Here is a 19738-nt window from a genome sequence, read left to right as displayed (position 1 = left end):
CACCCAACGCCACATTGGGGCGTTTGAGCCTGGGCGGCCGGGGTCAGCTGCGGTCGGCGCTCTTCTCGGACCGCTCCGCGGGAGCGCCGATCCGGCCGGACGCCCACTCCGTCACCCGGCGGGCGACGTCCTGGGCGGTGAGGCCGATGCGGGTCAGCACCTCGTCGCGGCTGCCGTGGTCGTGGAACGTCTGCGGGACCGCCAGGTCGCGCAGCGGGACGTCGCACTCCGCGTCACGGAAGACCGCGGCCAGGGCCGAGCCGAAGCCGCCGTGGCGGCCGCTGTCCTCGACCGTGACCACCAGCTTGTGCTGCTCGGCCAGCGCGACCAGCTCGGCCGGCACCGGCAGCACCCAGCGCGGGTCGACCACCGTGACACCGATGCCCTGGTCGGCCAGCCGCGCCGCGGCGGCCAGCCCCAGGGGCGCGAACGCGCCGACCGTGACCAGCAGGACGTCGGCGCCCTCCTTCGGGCGGCGCAGCACGTCGACCGTGCCGAGCCGCTCGACCGCCGTGACGTCCGTGCCGACCTTGCCCTTGGAGAACCGCAGCGCGGTCGGGCCGTCGGCCACCGCGACGGCTTCGCGCAGCTCCTCGCGCAGCGTGGCCGGGTCGCGCGGCGCGGCGACGCGCATGCCCGGCACCATGCCCAGCAGCGACAGGTCCCACATGCCGTGGTGGCTCGGCCCGTCCGGCCCGGTGATCCCGGCGCGGTCCAGCACCAGCGTCACCGGCAGGCGGTGCAACGCCACGTCCATCAGGACCTGGTCGAACGCGCGGTTGAGGAACGTCGAGTAGATCGCGACGACCGGGTGCAGCCCGCCCATGGCGAGCCCGGCGGCCGAGGTGACGGCGTGCTGCTCGGCGATGCCGACGTCGTACCAGCGGTCCGGGAACGCCTCGGCGAACTTGTCCAGCCCGGTCGAGCGCAGCATCGCCGCGGTGATCGCGACGACGTCCTCGCGCTCGGCGCCGATCTTGGCCAGCTCGTCACCGAACACGCCGGTCCAGCTGGGGCCCTTCACCGGCGGCAGGCCGGTCTCCGGGTCGATCGGGTCGGTCTGGTGCATCTGGTCGTGCTCGTTGTTGACCGCGGGCGCGTAGCCGTGGCCCTTCTCGGTGACGACGTGCACGATCACCGCGCCGCCGAACGCGCGGGCGCTCTGGAACGCCTTCTCGAGCGCGGCGAAGTCGTGGCCGTCGACCGGGCCGAGGTACTTCAGACCGAGGTCGGAGAACATCGCCTGCGGGCTCAGCGCGTCCTTCAGGCCGGCCTTCGCGGCGTGCAGGGCGGCGTAGATCGGGCGGCCCACGACGGGCGTGTGCTTGAGGATCTCGCGTCCGCCGTCGAGCAGCCGCTCGTAACCGGGCTGCAGGCGCAGTGCGGCGAGGTGGTCGGCGAGGCCGCCGATGGTCGGCGAGTAGGACCGGCCGTTGTCGTTGATCACGATGACGACCGGGCGGTCGCGGTGCGCGGCGATGTTGTTGAGCGCTTCCCAGCACATGCCGCCGGTGAGCGCGCCGTCGCCGACGACGGCGACCGCGTGCCGCTCGTCGTCACCCAGCGCGAACGCCTTCGCCAGTCCGTCCACATAGGACAGTGCGGAGGAGGCGTGGCTGCTCTCGACCCAGTCGTGCTCGCTCTCGCCGCGCGACGGGTAGCCGGTGACCCCGCCGGTCTGGCGCAGCTTGTCGAAGCCCTCGGCGCGGCCGGTGACGATCTTGTGGACGTAGGCCTGGTGCCCGACGTCCCAGACGATGGCGTCGCGGGGCGAGTCGAACACGCGGTGCAGGGCCAGCGTCAGCTCGACGACGCCCAGGTTCGGCCCCAGGTGCCCGCCGGCGCGCCGGACCTTGTCGACGAGGAAGTCCCGGATCTCGGCCGCCAGCTCGCCGAGGTCCTCGACACTCATGCGCTTCAGGTCCGCCGGTCCGCTGACGGACTCCAGCATCGTCACTCGTCTCCACCTCGCTCATCCACGGCCACGTTCCGGCCAGTCTACGGAGACCCGCCAACGCGGGTCCGCCCGCCGCGTCCGGCGTCACAGGCGGAGCGCGATCGGCCGTCATCACGCGGGGTGAACCTCGTCTCCCGGCGGTGCTGTGGCGGTCACGCCGCGTGGCCACGAGAATGGGGCGCATGGCGGACTTCTTCATCGGCGGCGACTGGGTGGACGCGATCGGCGGCGGGCGGCGCGAGATCCGCTGCCCGGCGGACGGTTCCCTGGTCGCGACGGTCGCCGAAGGCACCGCCAAGGACACCGAGGCCGCCATCGCCGCCGCGCGGCGGGCGTTCGACACCGGGCCGTGGCCCGGCACGCCCGCGCACCTGCGCGGTGACCTGCTGCTGCGCACCGCCGACCTGCTGGACCGCGACGCCGAGGCGTTCGCCAGGGCCGAGTCGCTCGACACCGGCAAGCGGCTGGTCGAGAGCCGCTACGACATGGCCGACATCGCCGCCTGCCTGCGGTACTTCGGCAAGCTCGCGGCCCAGGACGCGGGCCGCGTCGTCGACACCGGCAACCCGGACGCCTTCAGCCGGATCGTGCACGAGCCGGTCGGCGTCTGCGGGCTGATCACGCCGTGGAACTACCCGCTGTTGCAGACCGTGTGGAAGATCGCGCCGGCGCTGGCCGCGGGCAACACGTTCGTGCTCAAGCCCAGCGAGCTGACGCCGCACACGTCGATCCTGTTCCTGCGGCTGCTCACCGAGGCGGGCCTGCCGCCCGGCGTCGCGAACCTGGTGCTCGGGGCCGGCGCCGAGGTCGGTGCTCCGCTGGCCGAGCACCCGGACGTCGACCTGGTGTCGTTCACCGGCGGGCTGGCGACCGGCAGGGTGATCGCCGCCGCGGCCGCGGGCACGGTCAAGAAAGTGGCCCTGGAGCTGGGCGGGAAGAACCCGAACGTGGTCTTCGCCGACGCCGATTTCGAGACGGCCGTCGACTACGCGCTGACCGCGGTGTTCCTGCACTCCGGCCAGGTGTGCTCGGCGGGCGCGCGGCTGATCGTGCAGCGTGAGTGGCACGAGGAGTTCGTCGCCGAGCTGGTGCGCCGGGCCGAGCGGATCCGCCTGGGCGGCCCGTTCGACGAGCGTGCGGAGACCGGCCCGCTGATCTCGGCGGCGCACCGCGACAAGATCGAGGCCTACGTGGCCGCCGCCCTGGCCGAAGGCGCGGTCCTGCGCACGGGCGGCCGCCGACCTGAGGATCCTTCCCTGGCCGACGGCTTCTACTACCTCCCGACGATCCTGGACGAGGTCCGGCAGGGCTCGTCGGCGGTGACCGACGAGTCGTTCGGCCCGGTCCTGACGGTCGAGACGTTCACCGACGAGGACGACGCCGTCCGCATCGCCAACGACACCCACTACGGCCTGGCCGGCGCGGTGTTCACGCAGGATGCCGGTCGGGCCCAGCGCGTGGCGGGCCGGCTGCGCCACGGGACGGTGTGGATCAACGACTTCCACCCGTACCTGCCGCAGGCCGAGTGGGGTGGGTACAAGCAGTCGGGGTTCGGCCGCGAGCTGGGCCCGACGGGGCTTGCGGAGTACACCGAGACCAAGCACATCTACCAGAACCTGCGCCCGGGGCCGCAGCACTGGTTCGCCGGCTGAGTTCGCGGTCGCCCGATCGGGATCCACCGAACGGCCCAGCGGCGGAAAGGTGATCGGAAAGCCGTTTCCGGCGTTTTATGCTGCGCAGGTGAGGCAGCACGCATGGCGGGGACCACGGGCGGCGGTGGTGGCGGCCACCGGACTGGGAGTGATCGCCGGCCTGACGCTGCGCACGGCCGATTACGCCGGAGTCCTGCCCCCCGGCACGCCCGACCCGGAGCTGGGCCTGAGCTTGCGCCTGGTCTGCGCGGCGGCGGTCCTGATCGCGGGCACGCTGGCGTACCTGACGTTCGCCCGCAAGCAGGACGAGCCCCTGGCGATGGCGTCCCTCCCGGGCCTGGTGGTGACGGGCGTGGTGCTGCGCCACCTGGTGGTGACCCTCCCCCACGCAGCCGATTTCGAGCCGGCGGCGCGCATCACCCCGGGCTCGGGAACGTGGGTGCTGCTGGTGTCGGGGATCGCGATGACGGCCACCGGCTTGGCGGCGGCCTTCGCGGCACGCCGAGCAACCTGACATGGGGGTCAGTGTGACCTCCACCACTGACAGAAAGTCAGGACAGCAGCGCCACGCACTCCACGTGGTGGGTCATCGGGAAGGCGTCGAACGCTCGCAGCGCCGTCAGCGCGTAGCCGTGCGATGCGAACGTCGCCAGGTCGCGGGCCAGGGCCGCCGGGTCGCAGGCGACGTACACGATGCGGTCCGGCTGGCCGGCCACGATCGACTCCACCACCGGCTTGCCCGCGCCCTTGCGCGGCGGGTCCAGGACGACGACGTCGACCGGCTTTTCCGCCGCGGACAGCACGTCCTCCACCCGCCCGGCCTGCCAGGACACCTGCGGCAGGTCCTCGAGGTTGCGCTCGCCGTCGGAGACCGCGCGGCGGCCCGACTCGATCGCCAGCACCCGCCCGGACTCGCCGACCTGCGACGCCAGCACCGACGCGAACAGCCCGACCCCCGCGTAGAGGTCCCACGCCGACCCGCCGGACGGCGCCTCGGCCCACTCCGCCACGACCGCGGCCAGCGTGGACGCCGCCGCCGGGTGGACCTGCCAGAACCCGTGTGCGTCCAGCCGCCAGTCGCGGCCCGCGGCGTGCTGCACCGCGACCCCGCCCGACAGCTGCCGGGCGCGGACCTTGCCGCGCACCGTCGACAGCTCGCGGACGTGGGTCCGGCCGTCGCCGTCGCTGGTCACCTCGAGCTCGCTGCCCGGGCGCCAGCGCCGCGCGAGGACGTCCGTGAGCTCGCCGGGGACGGCGATCGGGCAGTCCTCCAGGGCCACCACGCGGTGGCTGTGGTGGGCCCGCAGGCCCGCGCGCCCGTCCCGCCCGGCGACCAGCCGGACGCGGCTGCGCCAGTCCAGCACCCCGCCGTCGAGCTCCTCCACGACGACCTCGCGCTCGATGCCGGCCAGCCGCGAAAGCTGCTCCGCGACCACCGCCGCCTTCAGCTCGCGCTGGTACGACGGCGCCGCGTGCTGCCAGTCGCAGCCGCCGCACGCACCCGGCGCGGCGAGCGGGCACGGCGGGGTGACCCGCTCCGGCGAGGGCTTGAGCACCTCGACCGCGTCGCCGCGGCAGAACGAGCCGCCGTTGTCTTCGGTGACTTCAACGCGCACGTGCTCCCCCGGCAGCGCGTGCCGGACGAACACCACCCGTCCGTCGGCGCGGGCCACGCAGTGGCCGCCGTGCGCCACGGCGCCGACCTCCACCTCGAGGACACGGCCTTGCCAGGTGGTCATTCAGCGGGCTCCTTGGGCTTGGTCGGGCCGGCGATCGGCGGCGTCCCGCCGGGCGAGAACCCGCGCCGGACGTCACCGGCCGCCGGCCGCTCGTTCCGGACGCGCTCGGCCGCCTTGGCCGAGGATTCGAGCTGCCACGGCACGCTCGCGACGATCACGCCCGGCTGGAACAGCAGCCGTCCCTTGAGCCGCAGCGCGCTCTGGTTGTGCAGCACCTGTTCCCACCAGTGCCCCACGACGTACTCGGGGATGAACACCGTGACGACGTTGCGCGGGTTGTCGCCGCGCACCCGCTTCACGTAGTCGAGCACCGGCTTCGTGATTTCGCGGTAGGGCGACTCGACGACCTTCAGCGGCACCTTGAACTTGTGCGCCTCCCACTCGGCGGTGAGCCGGCGGGTGTCCGCGTCGTCCACATTGACCGTCACGGCCTCGAGCACGTCCGGCCGCATCGCCTTGGCGTAGGCCAGCGCGCGCAGCGTCGGGCGGTGCAGTTTGGACACCAGCACGATCGCGTGGTTGCGCGAGGGCAGCACGGTCGGGGTGTCGCCCAGGTCCTTCAGCTCGTCGGCCACCCGGTCGTAGTGCTTCCGGATCGCGGTCATCAGCACGAAGATCGCCACCATCGCCGCGATCGCGATCCACGCGCCCAGCAGGAACTTCGTGATCAGCACGATCACCAGCACGACGCCGGTGCAGGTGAGGCCGACCGCGTTGACCGTCTGCGAACGCCGCATCCGCCGGCGCACGCCGGGGTCGGTTTCCTTGGCCAGCAACCGGTTCCAGTGCCGGATCATGCCGGCCTGGCTCACCGTGAACGACACGAACACACCCACGATGTAGAGCTGGATCAGGCGCGTCACCTCGGCGTCGAACGCGATGATCAGCACCAGCGCGAACGCCGCCAGGAACAGGATCCCGTTGGAGAACGCGAGCCGGTCGCCGCGGGTGTGCAGCTGCCGCGGGAGGTAGCGGTCCTGCGCCAGGATCGAGCCCAGCACGGGAAAGCCGTTGAACGCGGTGTTCGCGGCCAGCAGCAGGATGATGCCGGTGGAGAAGGAGATGTAGTAGAACGCCGGCGGGAAGTCGGCGAACACCGCGTGCGCGATCTGCGCGACGATCGTCTTCTGCTGGTAGCCCGGGGGCGCCCCGACGAGCTGCTTCGCCGGGTCCTCGGCGAACTTGACGTCGGTGATCGTGGCCAGCGTGATGATGCCGACGAGCATGGTGACCGCGAGCAGGCCCATCATCAGCAGCGTGGTCGCCGCGTTCTTCGACTTGGGTTTCTGGAACGCCGGGACGCCGTTGCTGATCGCCTCGACCCCGGTCAGCGCCGCGGCGCCGGAGGAGAACGCCCGCAGCACCAGGAACGCGTACGCGACGCCGGCGAAGGTGCCCTCGGCCGTCAGCGTGAAGCCGGCGCTCTCCGCCTTCATCTCGGTGCCGGTCGCCGCCTGGACCAGTCCCCAGACGACCATGACCAGAATGCCCAGGATGAACCCGTAAGTCGGGATCGCGAAGGCCTTCCCCGACTCGCGGATGCCGCGCAGGTTCAACGCGGTGAGCACCGAGACGATCACGATGGACGCCAGCACCTTGTGCTCGGCGACCCACGGGACGGCGGACCCGATGTTGGCCACACCGGACGAAGTGGACACCGCGACCGTGAGCACGTAGTCGACGAGCAGCGCGCTCGCCACGGTCAGCCCGAACTTGCCGCCCAGGTTCGTGTTGGCGACCTCGTAGTCACCGCCGCCGCTCGGGTAGGCGTGCACGTTCTGCCGGTAGGACGCGACGACGACGAGCATCACCAGCGCGACCATGATGCCGATCCACGGCGCCAGCGCGTACGCGGAGAGACCCGCGACGCTCAGCGTCAGGAAGATCTCTTCCGGCGCGTACGCCACGCTCGAGAGCGCGTCGGACGCGAAGATGGGCAGCGCGATGCGCTTGGGGAGGAGCGTGTGAGCGAGCCTGTCACTGCGGAACGGACGTCCGAGGACCAGGCGTTTCAGCACGGTCGGGAACTTCGACACCTGGGAAATGTACAGCGGAGCGAAGCTTCTCCGTTGAGGGCGGTGGCGGGGAGGACGGTGGAGCTAACCGCCGGGGCGCACGGTAGGTTCGGCGCTGGCATGTCGGGGTAGCAACGGACGGGTAACCGCCGAATGAGGAGGCAGGGCGTGCACGTGGTGATCATGGGATGCGGCCGGGTAGGCGCGTCCCTGGCCGCTGCGCTGGAGCGGCTCGGCCACGAGGTGGCCGTCATCGACAAGAACCAGCAGGCGTTCCGCAGGCTCGGCAGCGACTTCCACGGCCAGCAGGTCGTCGGGGTCGGGTTCGACCGCAAGGTGCTCATCGAAGCCGGGATCGAGCGGGCCGGCGCGTTCGCCGCGGTGTCCAGCGGGGACAACTCGAACATCATCTCGGCGCGGGTCGCGCGCGAGAACTTCGGCATCGAGCACGTCGTGGCGCGGATCTACGACCACAAGCGCGCCGCGGTGTACGAGCGGCTGGGCATCCCGACGGTGGCGACCGTGCCGTGGACCACCGACCGGTTCCTGCGCACCCTGCTGCCGGACGGCGTCGCGTCGGCGTGGCGGGACCCGTCGGGCAACGTCGCGATCCTGCAGCTGCCGCTGCACGAGGGCTGGGTCGGGCACTCCGTGCGGTCCCTGCAGGAGGCGAGCGGCGCGCGGGTGGCGTTCATCATGCGCTTCGGCACCGCCGTGCTGCCGGACCCCAAGACCGTGCTGCAGGCCGACGACGACGTGTGGGTGGCCGCGCGCTCCGGCACCGTCAGCGACGTGGGCAGTGTGGCCAACCGCGAACCGGAGGACGAGGCATGAGGGTCGCGATTGCCGGTGCGGGGGCCGTGGGCCGCTCCATCGCCGCCGAGCTGATCGACGGCAGGCACCAGGTGATGCTCATCGAGCGGGAGGCCGACCAGTTCGAGCCGCACACCGTCGAGCAGGCCGACTGGGTGCTCGGGGACGCCTGCGAGGTCTCGATCCTCGAGGAGTCCGGGATCGAGCAGTGCGACGTCGTGATCGCCGCCACCGGCGACGACAAGGCCAACCTCGTGGTGTCGCTGCTGGCGAAGACCGAGTTCGCGGTGCGGCGCGTCGTGGCCCGGGTGAACAACCCGGCCAACGAGTGGCTGTTCACCGACGCCTGGGGCGTCGACGTCGCGGTGTCGACGCCGCGGATGCTCGCGGCGATGGTCGAAGAGGCGGTCAGCGTCGGCGACCTGGTCCGGCTGATGACGTTCCGGCAGAGCAACGCGAACCTCGTCGAGCTCACCCTGCCGGCCGAGACGCCGCTGGCCGGCAAGCCGGTGAGCGAGCTGGACCTGCCCCGCGACGCGGCGCTGGTGACCATCCTGCGCGGCGACCGCGTGATCGTGCCGCAGCCGGAGGACCCGCTGGAGCCGGGCGACGAGCTGCTGTTCGTGGCGACCTCCGACGTCGAGCCGGAGATCCGCACGGCCCTGGGCTACTGACCGCACGAAGAAGGCCCCTGACGAGCGTCAGGGGCCTTCTTCGTGTCTTTAAGCTTCGGGAGCCGCGTACTTTTCGCGGAGCCGGGCCTCGACCTCGGCGTCGGTCTCCGGTTTCGGCTCGTCCTCGGCCATCGCCTTGAGGCGCTTGTCGGACCGCCGGACCGCCCAGACGACGACCAGCAGGCCCAGCGCGTAGAGCGGGTAGCCCATCGCGATCTTCGCGAAGGCCAGCCAGCCGGTGTAGTCCTCCTGGTAGAGCCACCGCTGCACGACGAACCGGGCGGCGAAGATCGCCGCCATGGCGAGCGTGGCGACGTCGTAGCCGTACCGGGACGGCTTGTCCTTGCGCCAGGCCTGGCCGGTGCCGTTGAGCATGTTCCAGACGACGCCCGCGATCGGCCAGCGCACGACCACCGACAGCACGAAGATGCCGCAGTAGACGAGGCTCGCGTAGATCCCGAAGAGGAAGAACCCCTTCGCGGACCCGGTGCGGTAGGCGATGAACGCCGCGATCGCCACGCCGAAGAACCCGGAGATCGCCGGCTGCAGCGGCTCCTTGCGCACCAGGCGGAGCACGGTGATGGCCACCGCGCTGCCGATGGAGGTCCAGATGGCCGCGGTCAGGCCGAAGAACGAGTTCGCCAGGACGAACACGATCACCGGCAGCGACGAGTAGATCAGGCCGGACACGCCGCCCATCTGCTCGAGCAGGGTCGGCTGCGGTTCGTCCGCGTCGTCGGTCTTCTTCTCGCTCGGGGCGGGATCAGTCACGATAGGTGATCAACTCACTGGGCTCTGGAGCTCGTAATAGGGGTTGTACAGCACCTTCTGGCCGTCACGCTCGGCCATCCGGCCGCGCACCTTGATCGTGCGGCCCGGCTCGATGCCCGCGATCCGGCGGCGGCCGAGCCAGATTAGCGTCACGCCCTGTGTCCCGTCGAACAGCTCCGCCTCCAGGGTGGCGGCTTCGTCGGTCGGGCAGAGCTCCACGCTGCGCAGTCTCCCCATCACGGTGACTTCTTCGCCGGACCGGCAGTCGCAGGCGCGCTGCGCGCCCTCGGCGTCCGACCTCATCGACATCTCGTCGGCGTCGAGATCCTCGACGTCGCTGGTCAGCTTGCGAACCAACCGGCTGAAGTAGCCGCCGTCTTTGGCGGACATAGGTGCTCCTGTGCTCCGGGGCCCCCGACTTGGTGCTTGCGGCCCGAACGTTTCCAGCGTACTGCGGTCCCCGTCAGGGAAACGCCTTTGCGCAAAGATCGCAACGTGACGTCCGCAATCCGAGTTCCCGCCGCGGTGCTGCTGCCCGGCACCGGCTCCGACGAGGTGTTCGTCCGCGCGGTCTTCGCCGGCCCGCTGCGCGCCCTCGGTGTCCCGCTCCTCACCCCACCGCCGCCACCAGGGGCTTCACTGGCCGAGGGCTACCTGGAAATCCTCGACGCGCTGGCGGACGAACACGGCGAACTGCTCGTAGGCGGCATTTCGTTCGGCGCGCACCTGGCCGCGGAGTGGGCCGTGCGCCACCCGGGCCGTTGCGGGGGCCTGCTGGCCGCGCTCCCGGCGTGGAACGGCGCTCCCGGCCCAGCACCCGCATCGCGGGCCGCGACGCTGTCGGCGGATCTGGTGGCCCGTTACGGGGTGGGCGCCGCGCTGGCCCAGGCCGAGGGCAGCCCGGCCTGGCTGCGCGCGGAGCTGGACCGTGCGTGGCGGCGCCACGGCGACGACCTGGCCGCGGGCCTGCGCGTCGCCGCGGCCCGTCCATCACCGTCGTTGGCCCAGCTGGCGGCGCTGAACGTCCCGGCGGGCGTCGGCACGTGCACCGACGACCCGGTACACCCGACGAAAGTCGCATCCGAGTGGGCCGCGAGCCTCCCTCGAGCGTCCCTCGGCCGGACGACGCTGGCCGCGCTGGGCGCCGACCGCGAGTCCCTGGGCCGGGCGACCGTCCTGGCCTTCCTCCGGGCGCGGAAAAAGCCGTGAACGCCGCATTGAGGGGCGTTGAAGTCCCTCAATGCGACATTCACGGCTTTTGTCGAGCGTCAGCCCTGCTGCTGGGCGGCGATGTGCTCGGCGACGGCGTCCGGGAGCGTGATGGTCAGCGGCGTCCGGACCGGCATCGGCGCGTCGCCCCGGTCGACGATCGTGCGGCGGACGATCTCCCGCAGCACCTCCACCGCCGCCGCGCCCTCCGACTGCGGCCCGGCGATGACCCCGCGCAGCATCCAGCGCGGGCGGTCGACGCCGACGAAGCGCAGCGAGACGTCGCCGACGATGGCCGAGATCTCGAGGCCCCACACGCCGCGGCCGATGTTGACCTTCGCGCCGTCGGCCCGCAGCTGGTCGGCCAGCTCGCTGCTGACCTCCCGCCACAGCCCGCCGGTGCGCGGCGCGGCGTACGCGCTGACCGTGATCTGGCCCTGCTCGGTGACGACGTGCACGGCCCGCACGCCGCTGGTCTCCGGGTCCATCTCGACCTGGACCTGCGACCCGTCGGGCACCGGCACCTTCACCGAGCCGAGGTCGATCCGCGGGACACCGTCGTCGTCGAAGTCCGCGACGTCGAACGGGCCGTCGGAGACGTCCGACAGCTCGGAGTCCTCGCTGAACGACTCGTCCTCGATCGTGTCGTCGGCATCGGGCGCGGCGTGCCGTCCCGCGGACCCGCCCTCGGTCCGCCGCTTGCGTCCGAAAATCCCCACTACTGCTTCTCCGTTCCTTCCCCAGCCGCGAGCGCGTCTGCTCCCAGTGTGGCGTGTCCGCCCGTGGAGCCGTAGCCTCCGGCGCCCCGTTCGGTGGCGTCGAGCTCGGCGACCTCGACGAACTCGGCGTGCTCGACCCGCTGCACGACCAGCTGGGCGATGCGGTCGCCGCGCGCGAGCTTCACCGGGTGCACCGGGTCGTGGTTGATCAGGCAGACCTTGATCTCACCGCGGTAGCCCGCGTCGATCGTGCCCGGGGTGTTGACCACCGAGAGGCCGGCCCGGGCGGCCAGGCCGGACCGGGGGTGGACGAACCCCGCGTACCCGGGCGGGAGCGCGATCGCGACGCCGGTGCCGACCACCCCGCGTTCCCCGGGCTGGAGCACGATATCCGAGGTCGTGACGAGATCGGCGCCCGCGTCGCCCGGTCGGGCGTAGGCGGGCAGCGGGACATCCGGGTCGAGCCGGGAGAGGAGTACCTGAACGCTGGACACGGGCGGCGAGATTACTCTCTACCCGTGGGTGAATCAGCGAAGACGGCCGCGAGTGCCGCGGTCCGGCACTCCGAGCGGCTCTACGTCCCGTGGTGGGGCTGGCCGCTGCCGGTCCTGGGCGCGATCCTGCTGGCGGCCGAGATCGACCTCGGGTACCCGGGGATCCGGGCCTGGCTGCCGTACGTGATCGCGTTGCCGGTGGTGGTGGCGCTGCTGCTGTCGCTGGGCAAGTCCCGGGTCCGCGTCACCGGCGGCGACGAGCCGGAGCTGTGGGTCGGCGACGCGCACCTGCCGCTGCGCTACGTCGGCGAGGTCGAGATCTTCGACAAGGACGCCAAGCGCAAGGCGCTGGGCCGCGACGGCGACCCCGCGGCGTACGTGCTGCACCGCGGCTGGGTCGGCCCGGCCGTGCGGATCCGGCTCACCGACCCCGCGGACCCGACGCCGTACTGGCTGTTCAGCACCCGGCACCCGGGCAAGGTCGCCGAACTGCTCAAGGGCGCCTGAGCCACGCCTTGGACATGTGGAAGGGGGCCGGCCTGCCGGCCGGCCCCCTTGTCCCCAGCGCGCTTCGAGCCCTCCCCTGTCCCTCAGGGCTCTCCGTCGCGTCTGTTCGTCCCCTGAACCCCTGCCCGAGCTCCCGCGCCGTCCTCAGGCGCAGTCGCGGCAGATCAGGCGTCCGCCGCTCTCCTCGGCCAGCCTGCTGCGGTGGTGCACCAGGAAGCACACGGAGCAGGTGAATTCGTCCGCCTGCTTCGGCACCACCTTCACGGTCATGTCCTCACCGGAAAGCCCGGAGAGGTCGGCACCCGGCAGCTCGAAATTCTCGGCGGTCGCGTCCTCGTCGACGTCGACGACGCCGGACTGGTTCTCGTTCCGCCGGGCCTTGAGCTCCTCCAACGAGTCTTCGGCCAGCTCGTCGGCTTCGCTGCGGCGCGGAGCGTCGTAGTCGGTAGCCATGTGTCCCTCACCCCTGCGATCAGCTTGTGTAGTCGTTTTCCCGGACCCGCGGGTGCGCCCGTGAGTCCGCCGTGCCGCTGGTCAACGTTCCAGGGCCCCTGTTTGTGCCCGACGGCCGGAGTGACCGAGGTCTCTCTCATTTTGGGCCTCGTCCTGCGGCCGGAGCCCGGGAAGGGTAGCTCACGCCTTCGCGGGTTCTGCAACGAGTCAGACATTGCCGGGGAATCGTCACCCGACAGGGGGAACCCGCAGGTAAGACGCGTTGTCGTCCATTCGGGTTGCCCCCGGGTGGAGAACCTCACGAGGGGCCCGTGTCCGCTTGCCCCGGCCGACCCCCGCGTGGTGCGATCGCCGCACGGGGACGGGGTCTCGGCAGGCGCCCGCGAGCCGGGAAACCGGTGGGGTGACCCGGACCCGCGCACGCGGGTCGCAGCGCCTAGGCTGATCCGCCACGACGGTGCCGACGAGCTGCCGTCGGGTTCTGGGTTCGGGAAGGGACGGGCAGGTGGCGTCGGGGAACGGCATCGGGGACCGTGGGGCGCGGCCGTATCGCAGGCACAAGCCGCTGCCGGCGCTGATCGTCATCGGCGTGCTGGCGCTCGGCGCGATCATCGTGTGGATCAACGCCGCGGTCGGCAAGGGCGACGTCGACGAGGCCGTCCGGTGCGACCCGCCGGCCAGCCCGCCGCCGGGTGTCACGTTCACCACACTCCCCCACAACGCCCTGGACGACCGCGCGCCGGTCCCGCCGGACAAGGTCCCGGTGACGGTGCTCAACGCGTCGAGCACCCGCGGCCAGGGCAGCATCACGACGACCGCGCTGCGCGAGCTCGGGTTCACCAACACCGGCGAGCCGGCCAACGACCCCGCCTACGAGAACCGCGAGGCGAAGTGCCGCGGCCAGATCCGCTTCGGCGCGAACGGCCTCACCGCGGCGCGCACGCTCACCCTCGTGGTGCCGTGCGCCGAGCTGGTCCAGGACAACCGCAAGGACGCCAGCGTCGACCTGGTCACGGGCACGAACTTCGGCGACATCCGCCCGCGCGCCGAGGCCCGCCAGGTCCTCACCCAGCTCACCGAGTGGTCCAAGGCCCACCAGGGCGGCGGCGGCAACGAGCAGTCCGCGGGCGCCCAGGCCCCGGTCATCGACCAGACCCTGCTGTCCTCGGCCCGCGACGTCCAGTGCTGACCCCCTGACCCACCGCAAGCCTCACGAGTCGTCCACCGAGGTACGCGTGTCGTCCCCCTGAGTGCGCGTGTCGTCCATCCAGGCACGCGAGTCGTCCATCCAGGCACGCCAGTCGCCCGCCGCAGCACGCGAGCCGACCCCCAGACACGCGTGTCGTCCCCCTGAGTACGCGTGTCGTCCATCCAGGCACGCGAGTCGTCCGCCGAGGTGCGCGTGTCGTCCACCGAAGTACGCGAGCCGACCGACCAGGGACGCGAGTCGACTCCCAGGCACGCGAGTTGACCGCCCGGGGACGCGAGTCGTCCTCTCAATCACGCGTGATGCCTCTCCAGACACGCGTGATGCCTCTCCAATCACGCGTGATGCCCCTCCAGACACACGTGATGCCCTCCTGGTCACGCCCTGCCGTCCCCCAGGACCCGGCAACGGCCGCCTCAGGCCGTCTCAGACCTCTGCGGCGCCGCACTCCCCCAGCGTCTTCCGGAGCGCCTCCGCGATCGACGGGGCCGCCGCGTACGTCGCGTCCGCGCCCAGGTCCGGCGCCGAACCCGGCAGCACGACCGACGCGCCCGCCTCCGCCGCGATCAGCGCGCCCGCCGCCCAGTCCCAGCGGTGCAGGCCGTGCTCGGCGTAGGCGTCCAGCCAGCCCGCCGCGACCGCGCACAGGTCGAGCGACGCCGCCCCGTTGCGACGGATGTCGCGGACGCGGCCCAGCAGCTCCGCCGCGAAGCGGGCCTGACGCGCCCGCCGCTCCGCCGAGTACGCGAACCCGGTGCCGACCAGCGTCAGCTCCAGCCGCGACGGCGCCGAGACGGCCAGCCGCCGCCCGTCGAGCCACGCGCCCTGCCCGCGGGCGGCCGACCAGACGCGGCCGCTCACCGGCTCGACGACGGCGCCGGCCACCGACACCCCGCCGACCTGCGCCGCCACCGACACCGCGAACCACGGCAGGCCGTAGAGGAAGTTGACCGTGCCGTCGATCGGGTCGACGACCCACGTGACGCCGTCGTCGCCCGCGGTCCCGCCACCCTCCTCGCCCAGCACCGGCTCCCCGGGCCGCAGCTCGGCGAGCCGGGCGCGGACGAGCCGCTCCGACTCGTGGTCCACCGCGGTGACCACGTCGGTGTCCGCGGACTTGGTGTCCACGGCGACCGAGCGGCCCGCCGCCATCCCGTCCCAGGCCTCGCGGACCAGCTCGGCGGCCTCCGTCGCGACCTGCACCGCGACGCTTTTCAGCAACGACTCGTCAACTCCCACGTCCGTCATGTCACCACATCCGGTTAAAGTCTCCGAGGCAGGCTTCTGAATCGTGCGAGAAGGGACCACGTCCGTGGTGGAGGCGACCCGCCGAGGTTTCGGCATCGACATCGGCGGCAGCGGGATCAAGGGCGCGTTGGTCGACCTGGACCGGGGGCAGCTCATCGGCGACCGGATCCGGATCGAGACGCCCAAGCCGTCCACCCCCTCGGCGGTGGCGGACGTCGTCGCCGAGATCGTGACCCAGGCCGGCTGGGACGGCCCGGTCGGCGTGACGCTGCCGGCCGTCGTGAAGAAGGGCGTCGCGCACACCGCGGCGAACATCGACAAGCAGTGGATCGGCACCGACGCCGACGCGCTGTTCGCCAAGCGGCTCGGCGTCGGCGTCGACCAGGTCGCGATGCTCAACGACGCCGACGCGGCCGGCATGGCGGAGATCCGCTTCGGCGACCCGGTCGCGCGCACCGGCGTCACGGCGCTGCTCACCTTCGGCACCGGCATCGGCAGCGCGGTGTTCCAGGACGGCAAGCTCGTCCCGAACACCGAGTTCGGCCACCTCGAGATCGACGGCCACGACGCGGAGAAGCGCGCGGCCGCCTCGGTGAAGGACAACGAGGGCCTGACCTACCCCGAATGGTCCAAGCGGGTGCACCGTTATCTGACCGTGCTCGAGAACCTGATCTGGCCGGATCTGTTCATCGTCGGCGGCGGCGTCAGCAAGAAGGCCGAGAAATGGGTGCCGCTGCTGAACATCCGCACGCCGGTCCTGGTGGCTTCGCTGCAGAACAACGCCGGGATCGTCGGTGCCGCGGCCGCCGCGGCCGAGGGCATCCAGCACTAGGACGGCGCTGGTTACGGGACCGGATTCGACACCGATTCGACACCTCCGGCAGGCCGGAGGGTGATCGCTTCGCGACGCATGCGCGTACCGTCGTTACAATGGAACACGGCCCACGGCTGCGGAGGCCAAAACCGCAGGCCGAGGCGTGATCCCCGAATGTGAGGCAGCAGCGGCTCCGTGTCCGCTGCTCGTCATGATCGACCGCTGCGAAAGGGCGTAAGTGGCAGCCGCAAGAACCGCAACCCGAGGCGGGACGAAGACAGCGACCGCAGCCGGCGAGCCGGCCGAAGAGGCAGCCACCGGGACGGCGAAGCCAGCGGCGCGCAAGACCACCACTGCCAAGAAGGCTCCGGCCAAGAAGGCACCGGCGAAGAAGCCCGGGACCAAGGGCGAGGACGGCGAGCCCGACGGTCCCGAGGGCATCGAAGGCGAGCTCGACTCGCCGGACCTGTCGGACCTGGAAGAGGTCGAAGTCGAGGTCGACGTCGTTGACGAGACGGTCAACGACGAGCCGGACGCCGACGACGATGACGACGAGGAATCCGACGAGGAGACCCCGGCGCAGCGCCGTCGCGGCGCGGCCGCCGACAAGGCGGCCGCGGCCAAGAGCTCCGACAACCCGGACTTCGTCTGGGACGAGGAGGAGTCGGAGGCCCTGCGCCAGGCGCGCAAGGACGCCGAGCTCACCGCGTCGGCCGACTCCGTGCGTGCCTACCTCAAGCAGATCGGCAAGGTCGCGCTGCTGAACGCGGAGGAGGAGGTGGAGCTGGCCAAGCGGATCGAGGCCGGGCTCTACGCCGCCGAGCGCGTGCGCACCGCCGAGGAAGAGGGCGAAAAGCTCGTCACGCAGATGCGCCGCGATCTCAAGTGGATCGTGCGCGACGGCGAGCGCGCCAAGAACCACCTGCTCGAGGCGAACCTCCGGCTCGTGGTGTCGCTGGCCAAGCGCTACACCGGCCGCGGCATGGCGTTCCTGGACCTGATCCAGGAGGGCAACCTCGGCCTGATCCGCGCGGTGGAGAAGTTCGACTACACCAAGGGCTACAAGTTCTCGACGTACGCCACGTGGTGGATCCGCCAGGCGATCACCCGCGCGATGGCCGACCAGGCCCGCACCATCCGCATCCCGGTGCACATGGTCGAGGTCATCAACAAGCTCGGCCGCATACAGCGTGAGCTGCTCCAGGACCTCGGCCGCGAGCCGACCCCGGAAGAGCTGGCCAAGGAAATGGACATCTCCCCGGAGAAGGTCCTGGAGATCCAGCAGTACGCGCGTGAGCCGATCTCGCTGGACCAGACCATCGGCGACGAGGGCGACTCCCAGCTCGGTGACTTCATCGAAGACTCCGAAGCGGTCGTCGCGGTCGACGCGGTGTCGTTCACGCTGCTGCAGGACCAGCTCCAGTCGGTGCTGCAGACGCTGTCCGAGCGCGAGGCGGGCGTGGTCCGGCTGCGCTTCGGCCTGACGGACGGCCAGCCGCGCACGCTCGACGAGATCGGCCAGGTGTACGGGGTGACCCGTGAGCGCATCCGGCAGATCGAGTCGAAGACGATGTCGAAGCTGCGTCCCCCGTCGCGGTCCCAGGTGCTGCGCGACTCCCTGGACTGTTTTTCGTCGGTATAAAGAAGACCCCCGCCACGATCGTGGCGGGGTTCTTCTTTTTCCGGGAGGGTGAAAGGGAGATCATTTTCCTTTCCTGAGGAGCCTCCATTGCAGATCGGCATCGGATTGCCGAACCAGGTCCGGGACATGCGCCCGGGCCTCCTTCCCGGCTGGGCCGCGCGCGCCGAGGCCGCCGGGTTCTCGACGCTCGGCACGGTCGGCCGGATCGCCTACCCCGGCGTGATGGACACCGTCGCGCTGGCCGCCGCGGCCGGCGCGACGTCGCGGATCGGCTTGCTCAGCAACGTCCTGCTCGGCACCGTGTGGCCGCCCGTGCTGCTGGCGAAGGAGATCGCCGGGATCGACGGCGTCTCCGGCGGCCGCGTCACCCTCGGCATCGGGATCGGCGGCCGGCCGGACGACTTCGTCGCCGACGGGCTCGGCCCGAAGGGGCTCGGCAAGCGGATCGACGCCGACCTCGAGGTCTACCGGGACGTCTGGAACGGCAAGCCGGTCGGCGGCGGCGACAACCCGGCGGTGCCGCCCGGCACCCGCGAGGTGCCGCTGCTGTTCGGCGGGTTCGCGCCGAACGCCCTGGCCCGCATGGCGAAGTGGGGCCAGGGTTACATCGGCGGCTCGATGCCGGCCGCGATGGTCGCCGACGCGTTCGGCAAGGCCCGCGAAGCCTGGCGCGAAGGCGGCCGGGACGGCGAGCCGCGGCTCGTCGCCATCGTCTACTTCGCGCTCGGCGAGCCGGCCACCGGACGCGAGAAGGTCGGCGACTACTACAGCAACATGGGCGAGATGGCCAAGGTCGTCGTCGACAACGTCCGCACGACACCGGAAACCGTGCGGACCGCGGTGCGGGAGTTCGCCGACCTCGGCGCGGACGAGCTGATCTTCAACCCGGCCACCGACGAGATCGACGACGTCGAGCGGCTCGCCGAAATCGTGCTGTGACACGTCTTCAGGGCCGGCCGGTGAGGGCCGTCCACGGGACGTGCACCGTGACGCGTTCGCGCAGCTGCTCGTTGAGCAGCCACAGCTCGCCCGTCGCCGGCCAGTAGGACAGGTTCTGGCTGTTCACCGGCGCCTGCCCGGGCAACCTCGACGTCGAGGCGCCGCCGACCCCGCCGTGCAGGCACGACGGGTGGTCGCCGGCCACCCCGGCGTACTCCGGGCAGACGCCGGTGAGCACGAAATAGCCGCCCCGGGACACCGCGCCCTGCATCCCCCACACCGGTGACGAAAAGCCCTCTTTCGCGTGCACCAAGCCGTCGGCGCCCGTGGCGAGGCGGCCGGTGGTGGCGTCGAACGGCCACCGCAGGATCCGGCCGCCCGCCGCCGTCGGCACGTGCTCGGCGGTGACGAACGTGGAATCACTGTGGTCGAAGGAAAGCGCCGACAGGCACGGGCGCGCGCCGGTCGCCGTCGTGCAGGCGCCGCCGCCGGGGTACCAGTACGCGCCGACCTGCGGCATCGCGTAGTCGTAGTAGGCGGCGTGGTACTTGCCGTCGCTGCCGAGGCCGACGGTCGCCGAGCTGTCGTCGACCTTCCAGAAGTGCGTCGTGTCGAAGCACAGGTTGCCGGCCCAGGTGATGCCTTGCCCCGTGCCCGGCGACGACGGCGAAGTCGGTGTCGGACGTCGGTTCCACGAGCAGGACGTGCTGTAGCGTCCATAAAGACAGACGAGCCATGGTGTCGCCGGTCGTGTAACCCGAAGTCGCGACGACGCGCTTGCCGCCGTCGGTCCCGGTCACCGGGTCGGCGTCGCCAGAGCCGGTGAGGCCCTGCGGAATCCAGACGTTGGTCTTGTCGTCGTCGGCGTCTTCCCAGCTGAAGCCC

The 19738-nt window shown here is 71.6% G+C and carries 20 protein-coding genes; 10 read left to right on the top strand and 10 right to left on the bottom strand.

Translation table 11 applies throughout. The annotated features are described in order from the left end of the window. Window positions 1-43 precede the first annotated feature (43 nt). Window positions 44-1957 carry a 1-deoxy-D-xylulose-5-phosphate synthase gene (dxs, locus tag VA596_RS41190; protein ID WP_323334945.1) on the bottom strand — a complete coding sequence of 638 codons (1914 nt, stop codon included), beginning with the start codon at window positions 1955-1957 and terminating at the stop codon, window positions 44-46. 182 nt (window positions 1958-2139) lie between these two features. Here dxs and VA596_RS41185 point away from each other — a divergent pair, with 182 nt between their 5' ends. Beyond that, complete coding sequence (locus VA596_RS41185) at window positions 2140-3609, top strand: aldehyde dehydrogenase family protein (protein WP_323334943.1); 1470 nt, start codon at window positions 2140-2142, stop codon at window positions 3607-3609. Window positions 3610-3697: 88 nt separating this feature from the next. Beyond that, window positions 3698-4123 (top strand): hypothetical protein, encoded by a 426-nt coding sequence (locus VA596_RS41180; RefSeq protein WP_323334942.1) that lies wholly within the window; start codon window positions 3698-3700, stop codon window positions 4121-4123. Between the two features lie 37 nt (window positions 4124-4160). Here the strand turns inward: VA596_RS41180 and VA596_RS41175 are convergent, their stop codons facing one another. Beyond that, a complete protein-coding gene (locus VA596_RS41175; protein ID WP_323334941.1) occupies window positions 4161-5348 on the bottom strand; it encodes a class I SAM-dependent RNA methyltransferase in 1188 nt (395 codons plus the stop codon). After that, window positions 5345-7384 (bottom strand): APC family permease, encoded by a 2040-nt coding sequence (locus VA596_RS41170; RefSeq protein ID WP_323334938.1) that lies wholly within the window; start codon window positions 7382-7384, stop codon window positions 5345-5347. The genes VA596_RS41175 and VA596_RS41170 overlap by 4 nt, the downstream gene beginning before the upstream one ends. Window positions 7385-7531: 147 nt before the next feature. Here VA596_RS41170 and VA596_RS41165 point away from each other — a divergent pair, with 147 nt between their 5' ends. Together VA596_RS41165 and VA596_RS41160 are read left to right on the top strand one after the other, a co-directional pair. Then, the gene (locus VA596_RS41165; protein WP_323334936.1) at window positions 7532-8197 is read left to right on the top strand and encodes a potassium channel family protein; all 666 of its coding nucleotides are present in this window, start codon (window positions 7532-7534) and stop codon (window positions 8195-8197) included. Continuing rightward, window positions 8194-8850: a potassium channel family protein gene (locus tag VA596_RS41160; RefSeq protein ID WP_323334935.1), complete on the top strand. Its 657-nt coding sequence runs from the start codon at window positions 8194-8196 to the stop codon at window positions 8848-8850. The genes VA596_RS41165 and VA596_RS41160 overlap by 4 nt, the downstream gene beginning before the upstream one ends. Before the next feature lie 48 nt (window positions 8851-8898). Here the strand turns inward: VA596_RS41160 and VA596_RS41155 are convergent, their stop codons facing one another. Next, entirely contained in the window at window positions 8899-9621 is a 723-nt protein-coding gene (locus VA596_RS41155; RefSeq protein ID WP_323334934.1) for a DUF3159 domain-containing protein, read from the bottom strand. 9 nt (window positions 9622-9630) lie between these two features. Next, window positions 9631-10011 (bottom strand): OB-fold nucleic acid binding domain-containing protein, encoded by a 381-nt coding sequence (locus VA596_RS41150; protein ID WP_323334933.1) that lies wholly within the window; start codon window positions 10009-10011, stop codon window positions 9631-9633. Between the two features lie 135 nt (window positions 10012-10146). Between VA596_RS41150 and VA596_RS41145 the strand changes: the two genes are divergently transcribed. After that, window positions 10147-10830 carry an alpha/beta fold hydrolase gene (locus tag VA596_RS41145; RefSeq protein WP_323335359.1) on the top strand — a complete coding sequence of 228 codons (684 nt, stop codon included), beginning with the start codon at window positions 10147-10149 and terminating at the stop codon, window positions 10828-10830. 59 nt (window positions 10831-10889) lie between these two features. Here the strand turns inward: VA596_RS41145 and VA596_RS41140 are convergent, their stop codons facing one another. Together VA596_RS41140 and dut are read right to left on the bottom strand one after the other, a co-directional pair. After that, window positions 10890-11549 (bottom strand): DUF3710 domain-containing protein, encoded by a 660-nt coding sequence (locus VA596_RS41140; RefSeq protein WP_323334931.1) that lies wholly within the window; start codon window positions 11547-11549, stop codon window positions 10890-10892. Then, window positions 11549-12043, bottom strand: coding sequence for a dUTP diphosphatase (gene dut / locus VA596_RS41135; RefSeq protein ID WP_323334929.1), 495 nt, complete (start codon window positions 12041-12043; stop codon window positions 11549-11551). The genes VA596_RS41140 and dut overlap by 1 nt, the downstream gene beginning before the upstream one ends. Before the next feature lie 24 nt (window positions 12044-12067). Between dut and VA596_RS41130 the strand changes: the two genes are divergently transcribed. Then, complete coding sequence (locus tag VA596_RS41130; protein ID WP_323334927.1) at window positions 12068-12550, top strand: DUF3093 domain-containing protein; 483 nt, start codon at window positions 12068-12070, stop codon at window positions 12548-12550. A 144-nt stretch (window positions 12551-12694) separates the two neighbouring features. Here VA596_RS41130 and VA596_RS41125 read toward each other — a convergent pair whose 3' ends face one another. Beyond that, window positions 12695-13003, bottom strand: coding sequence for a DUF4193 domain-containing protein (locus tag VA596_RS41125; protein WP_086676737.1), 309 nt, complete (start codon window positions 13001-13003; stop codon window positions 12695-12697). A 505-nt stretch (window positions 13004-13508) separates the two neighbouring features. On the opposite strand from VA596_RS41125, the gene cei reads away from it, so the two are divergent. After that, window positions 13509-14192 carry an envelope integrity protein Cei gene (gene cei, locus VA596_RS41120; RefSeq protein WP_323334924.1) on the top strand — a complete coding sequence of 228 codons (684 nt, stop codon included), beginning with the start codon at window positions 13509-13511 and terminating at the stop codon, window positions 14190-14192. A 444-nt stretch (window positions 14193-14636) separates the two neighbouring features. Here the strand turns inward: cei and VA596_RS41115 are convergent, their stop codons facing one another. After that, window positions 14637-15458, bottom strand: coding sequence for an inositol monophosphatase family protein (locus VA596_RS41115; protein ID WP_323334922.1), 822 nt, complete (start codon window positions 15456-15458; stop codon window positions 14637-14639). Between the two features lie 64 nt (window positions 15459-15522). On the opposite strand from VA596_RS41115, the gene ppgK reads away from it, so the two are divergent. The 3 genes from ppgK to VA596_RS41100 all read left to right on the top strand — a co-directional run bounded on the left by ppgK (window position 15523) and on the right by VA596_RS41100 (window position 18853). Beyond that, a complete protein-coding gene (gene ppgK / locus VA596_RS41110) occupies window positions 15523-16290 on the top strand; it encodes a polyphosphate--glucose phosphotransferase (protein ID WP_410171969.1) in 768 nt (255 codons plus the stop codon). Window positions 16291-16510: 220 nt separating this feature from the next. Next, window positions 16511-17914, top strand: a complete 1404-nt coding sequence (locus tag VA596_RS41105; protein ID WP_323334921.1) for an RNA polymerase sigma factor — start codon at window positions 16511-16513, stop codon at window positions 17912-17914. A gap of 87 nt (window positions 17915-18001) precedes the next feature. Beyond that, a complete protein-coding gene (locus VA596_RS41100; RefSeq protein WP_323334919.1) occupies window positions 18002-18853 on the top strand; it encodes an LLM class flavin-dependent oxidoreductase in 852 nt (283 codons plus the stop codon). 7 nt (window positions 18854-18860) lie between these two features. Here the strand turns inward: VA596_RS41100 and VA596_RS41095 are convergent, their stop codons facing one another. Then, complete coding sequence (locus tag VA596_RS41095) at window positions 18861-19373, bottom strand: hypothetical protein (protein WP_323334918.1); 513 nt, start codon at window positions 19371-19373, stop codon at window positions 18861-18863. Window positions 19374-19738 lie beyond the last annotated feature (365 nt).

Origin of the sequence: Amycolatopsis heterodermiae, from assembly GCF_034929455.1 — a bacterium.
Classification (GTDB): Bacteria; Actinomycetota; Actinomycetes; order Mycobacteriales; family Pseudonocardiaceae; genus Amycolatopsis; species Amycolatopsis heterodermiae.
The sequence above is the reverse complement of the archived record's forward strand: the minus strand, read 5'-3'. Positions and strand labels throughout refer to the sequence as shown.

What these genes read in the sequence shown, in the direction of transcription:
- VA596_RS41095 (WP_323334918.1), bottom strand. Translation starts at nt 19,373, where the DNA reads ATGCCGCAGGTCGGCGCGTACTGGTACCCCGGCGGCGGCGCCTGCACG.
- VA596_RS41125 (WP_086676737.1), bottom strand. Translation starts at nt 13,003, where the DNA reads ATGGCTACCGACTACGACGCTCCGCGCCGCAGCGAAGCCGACGAGCTG.
- VA596_RS41150 (WP_323334933.1), bottom strand. Translation starts at nt 10,011, where the DNA reads ATGTCCGCCAAAGACGGCGGCTACTTCAGCCGGTTGGTTCGCAAGCTG.
- VA596_RS41185 (WP_323334943.1), top strand. Translation starts at nt 2,140, where the DNA reads ATGGCGGACTTCTTCATCGGCGGCGACTGGGTGGACGCGATCGGCGGC.
- VA596_RS41175 (WP_323334941.1), bottom strand. Translation starts at nt 5,348, where the DNA reads ATGACCACCTGGCAAGGCCGTGTCCTCGAGGTGGAGGTCGGCGCCGTG.
- VA596_RS41115 (WP_323334922.1), bottom strand. Translation starts at nt 15,458, where the DNA reads ATGACGGACGTGGGAGTTGACGAGTCGTTGCTGAAAAGCGTCGCGGTG.
- VA596_RS41160 (WP_323334935.1), top strand. Translation starts at nt 8,194, where the DNA reads ATGAGGGTCGCGATTGCCGGTGCGGGGGCCGTGGGCCGCTCCATCGCC.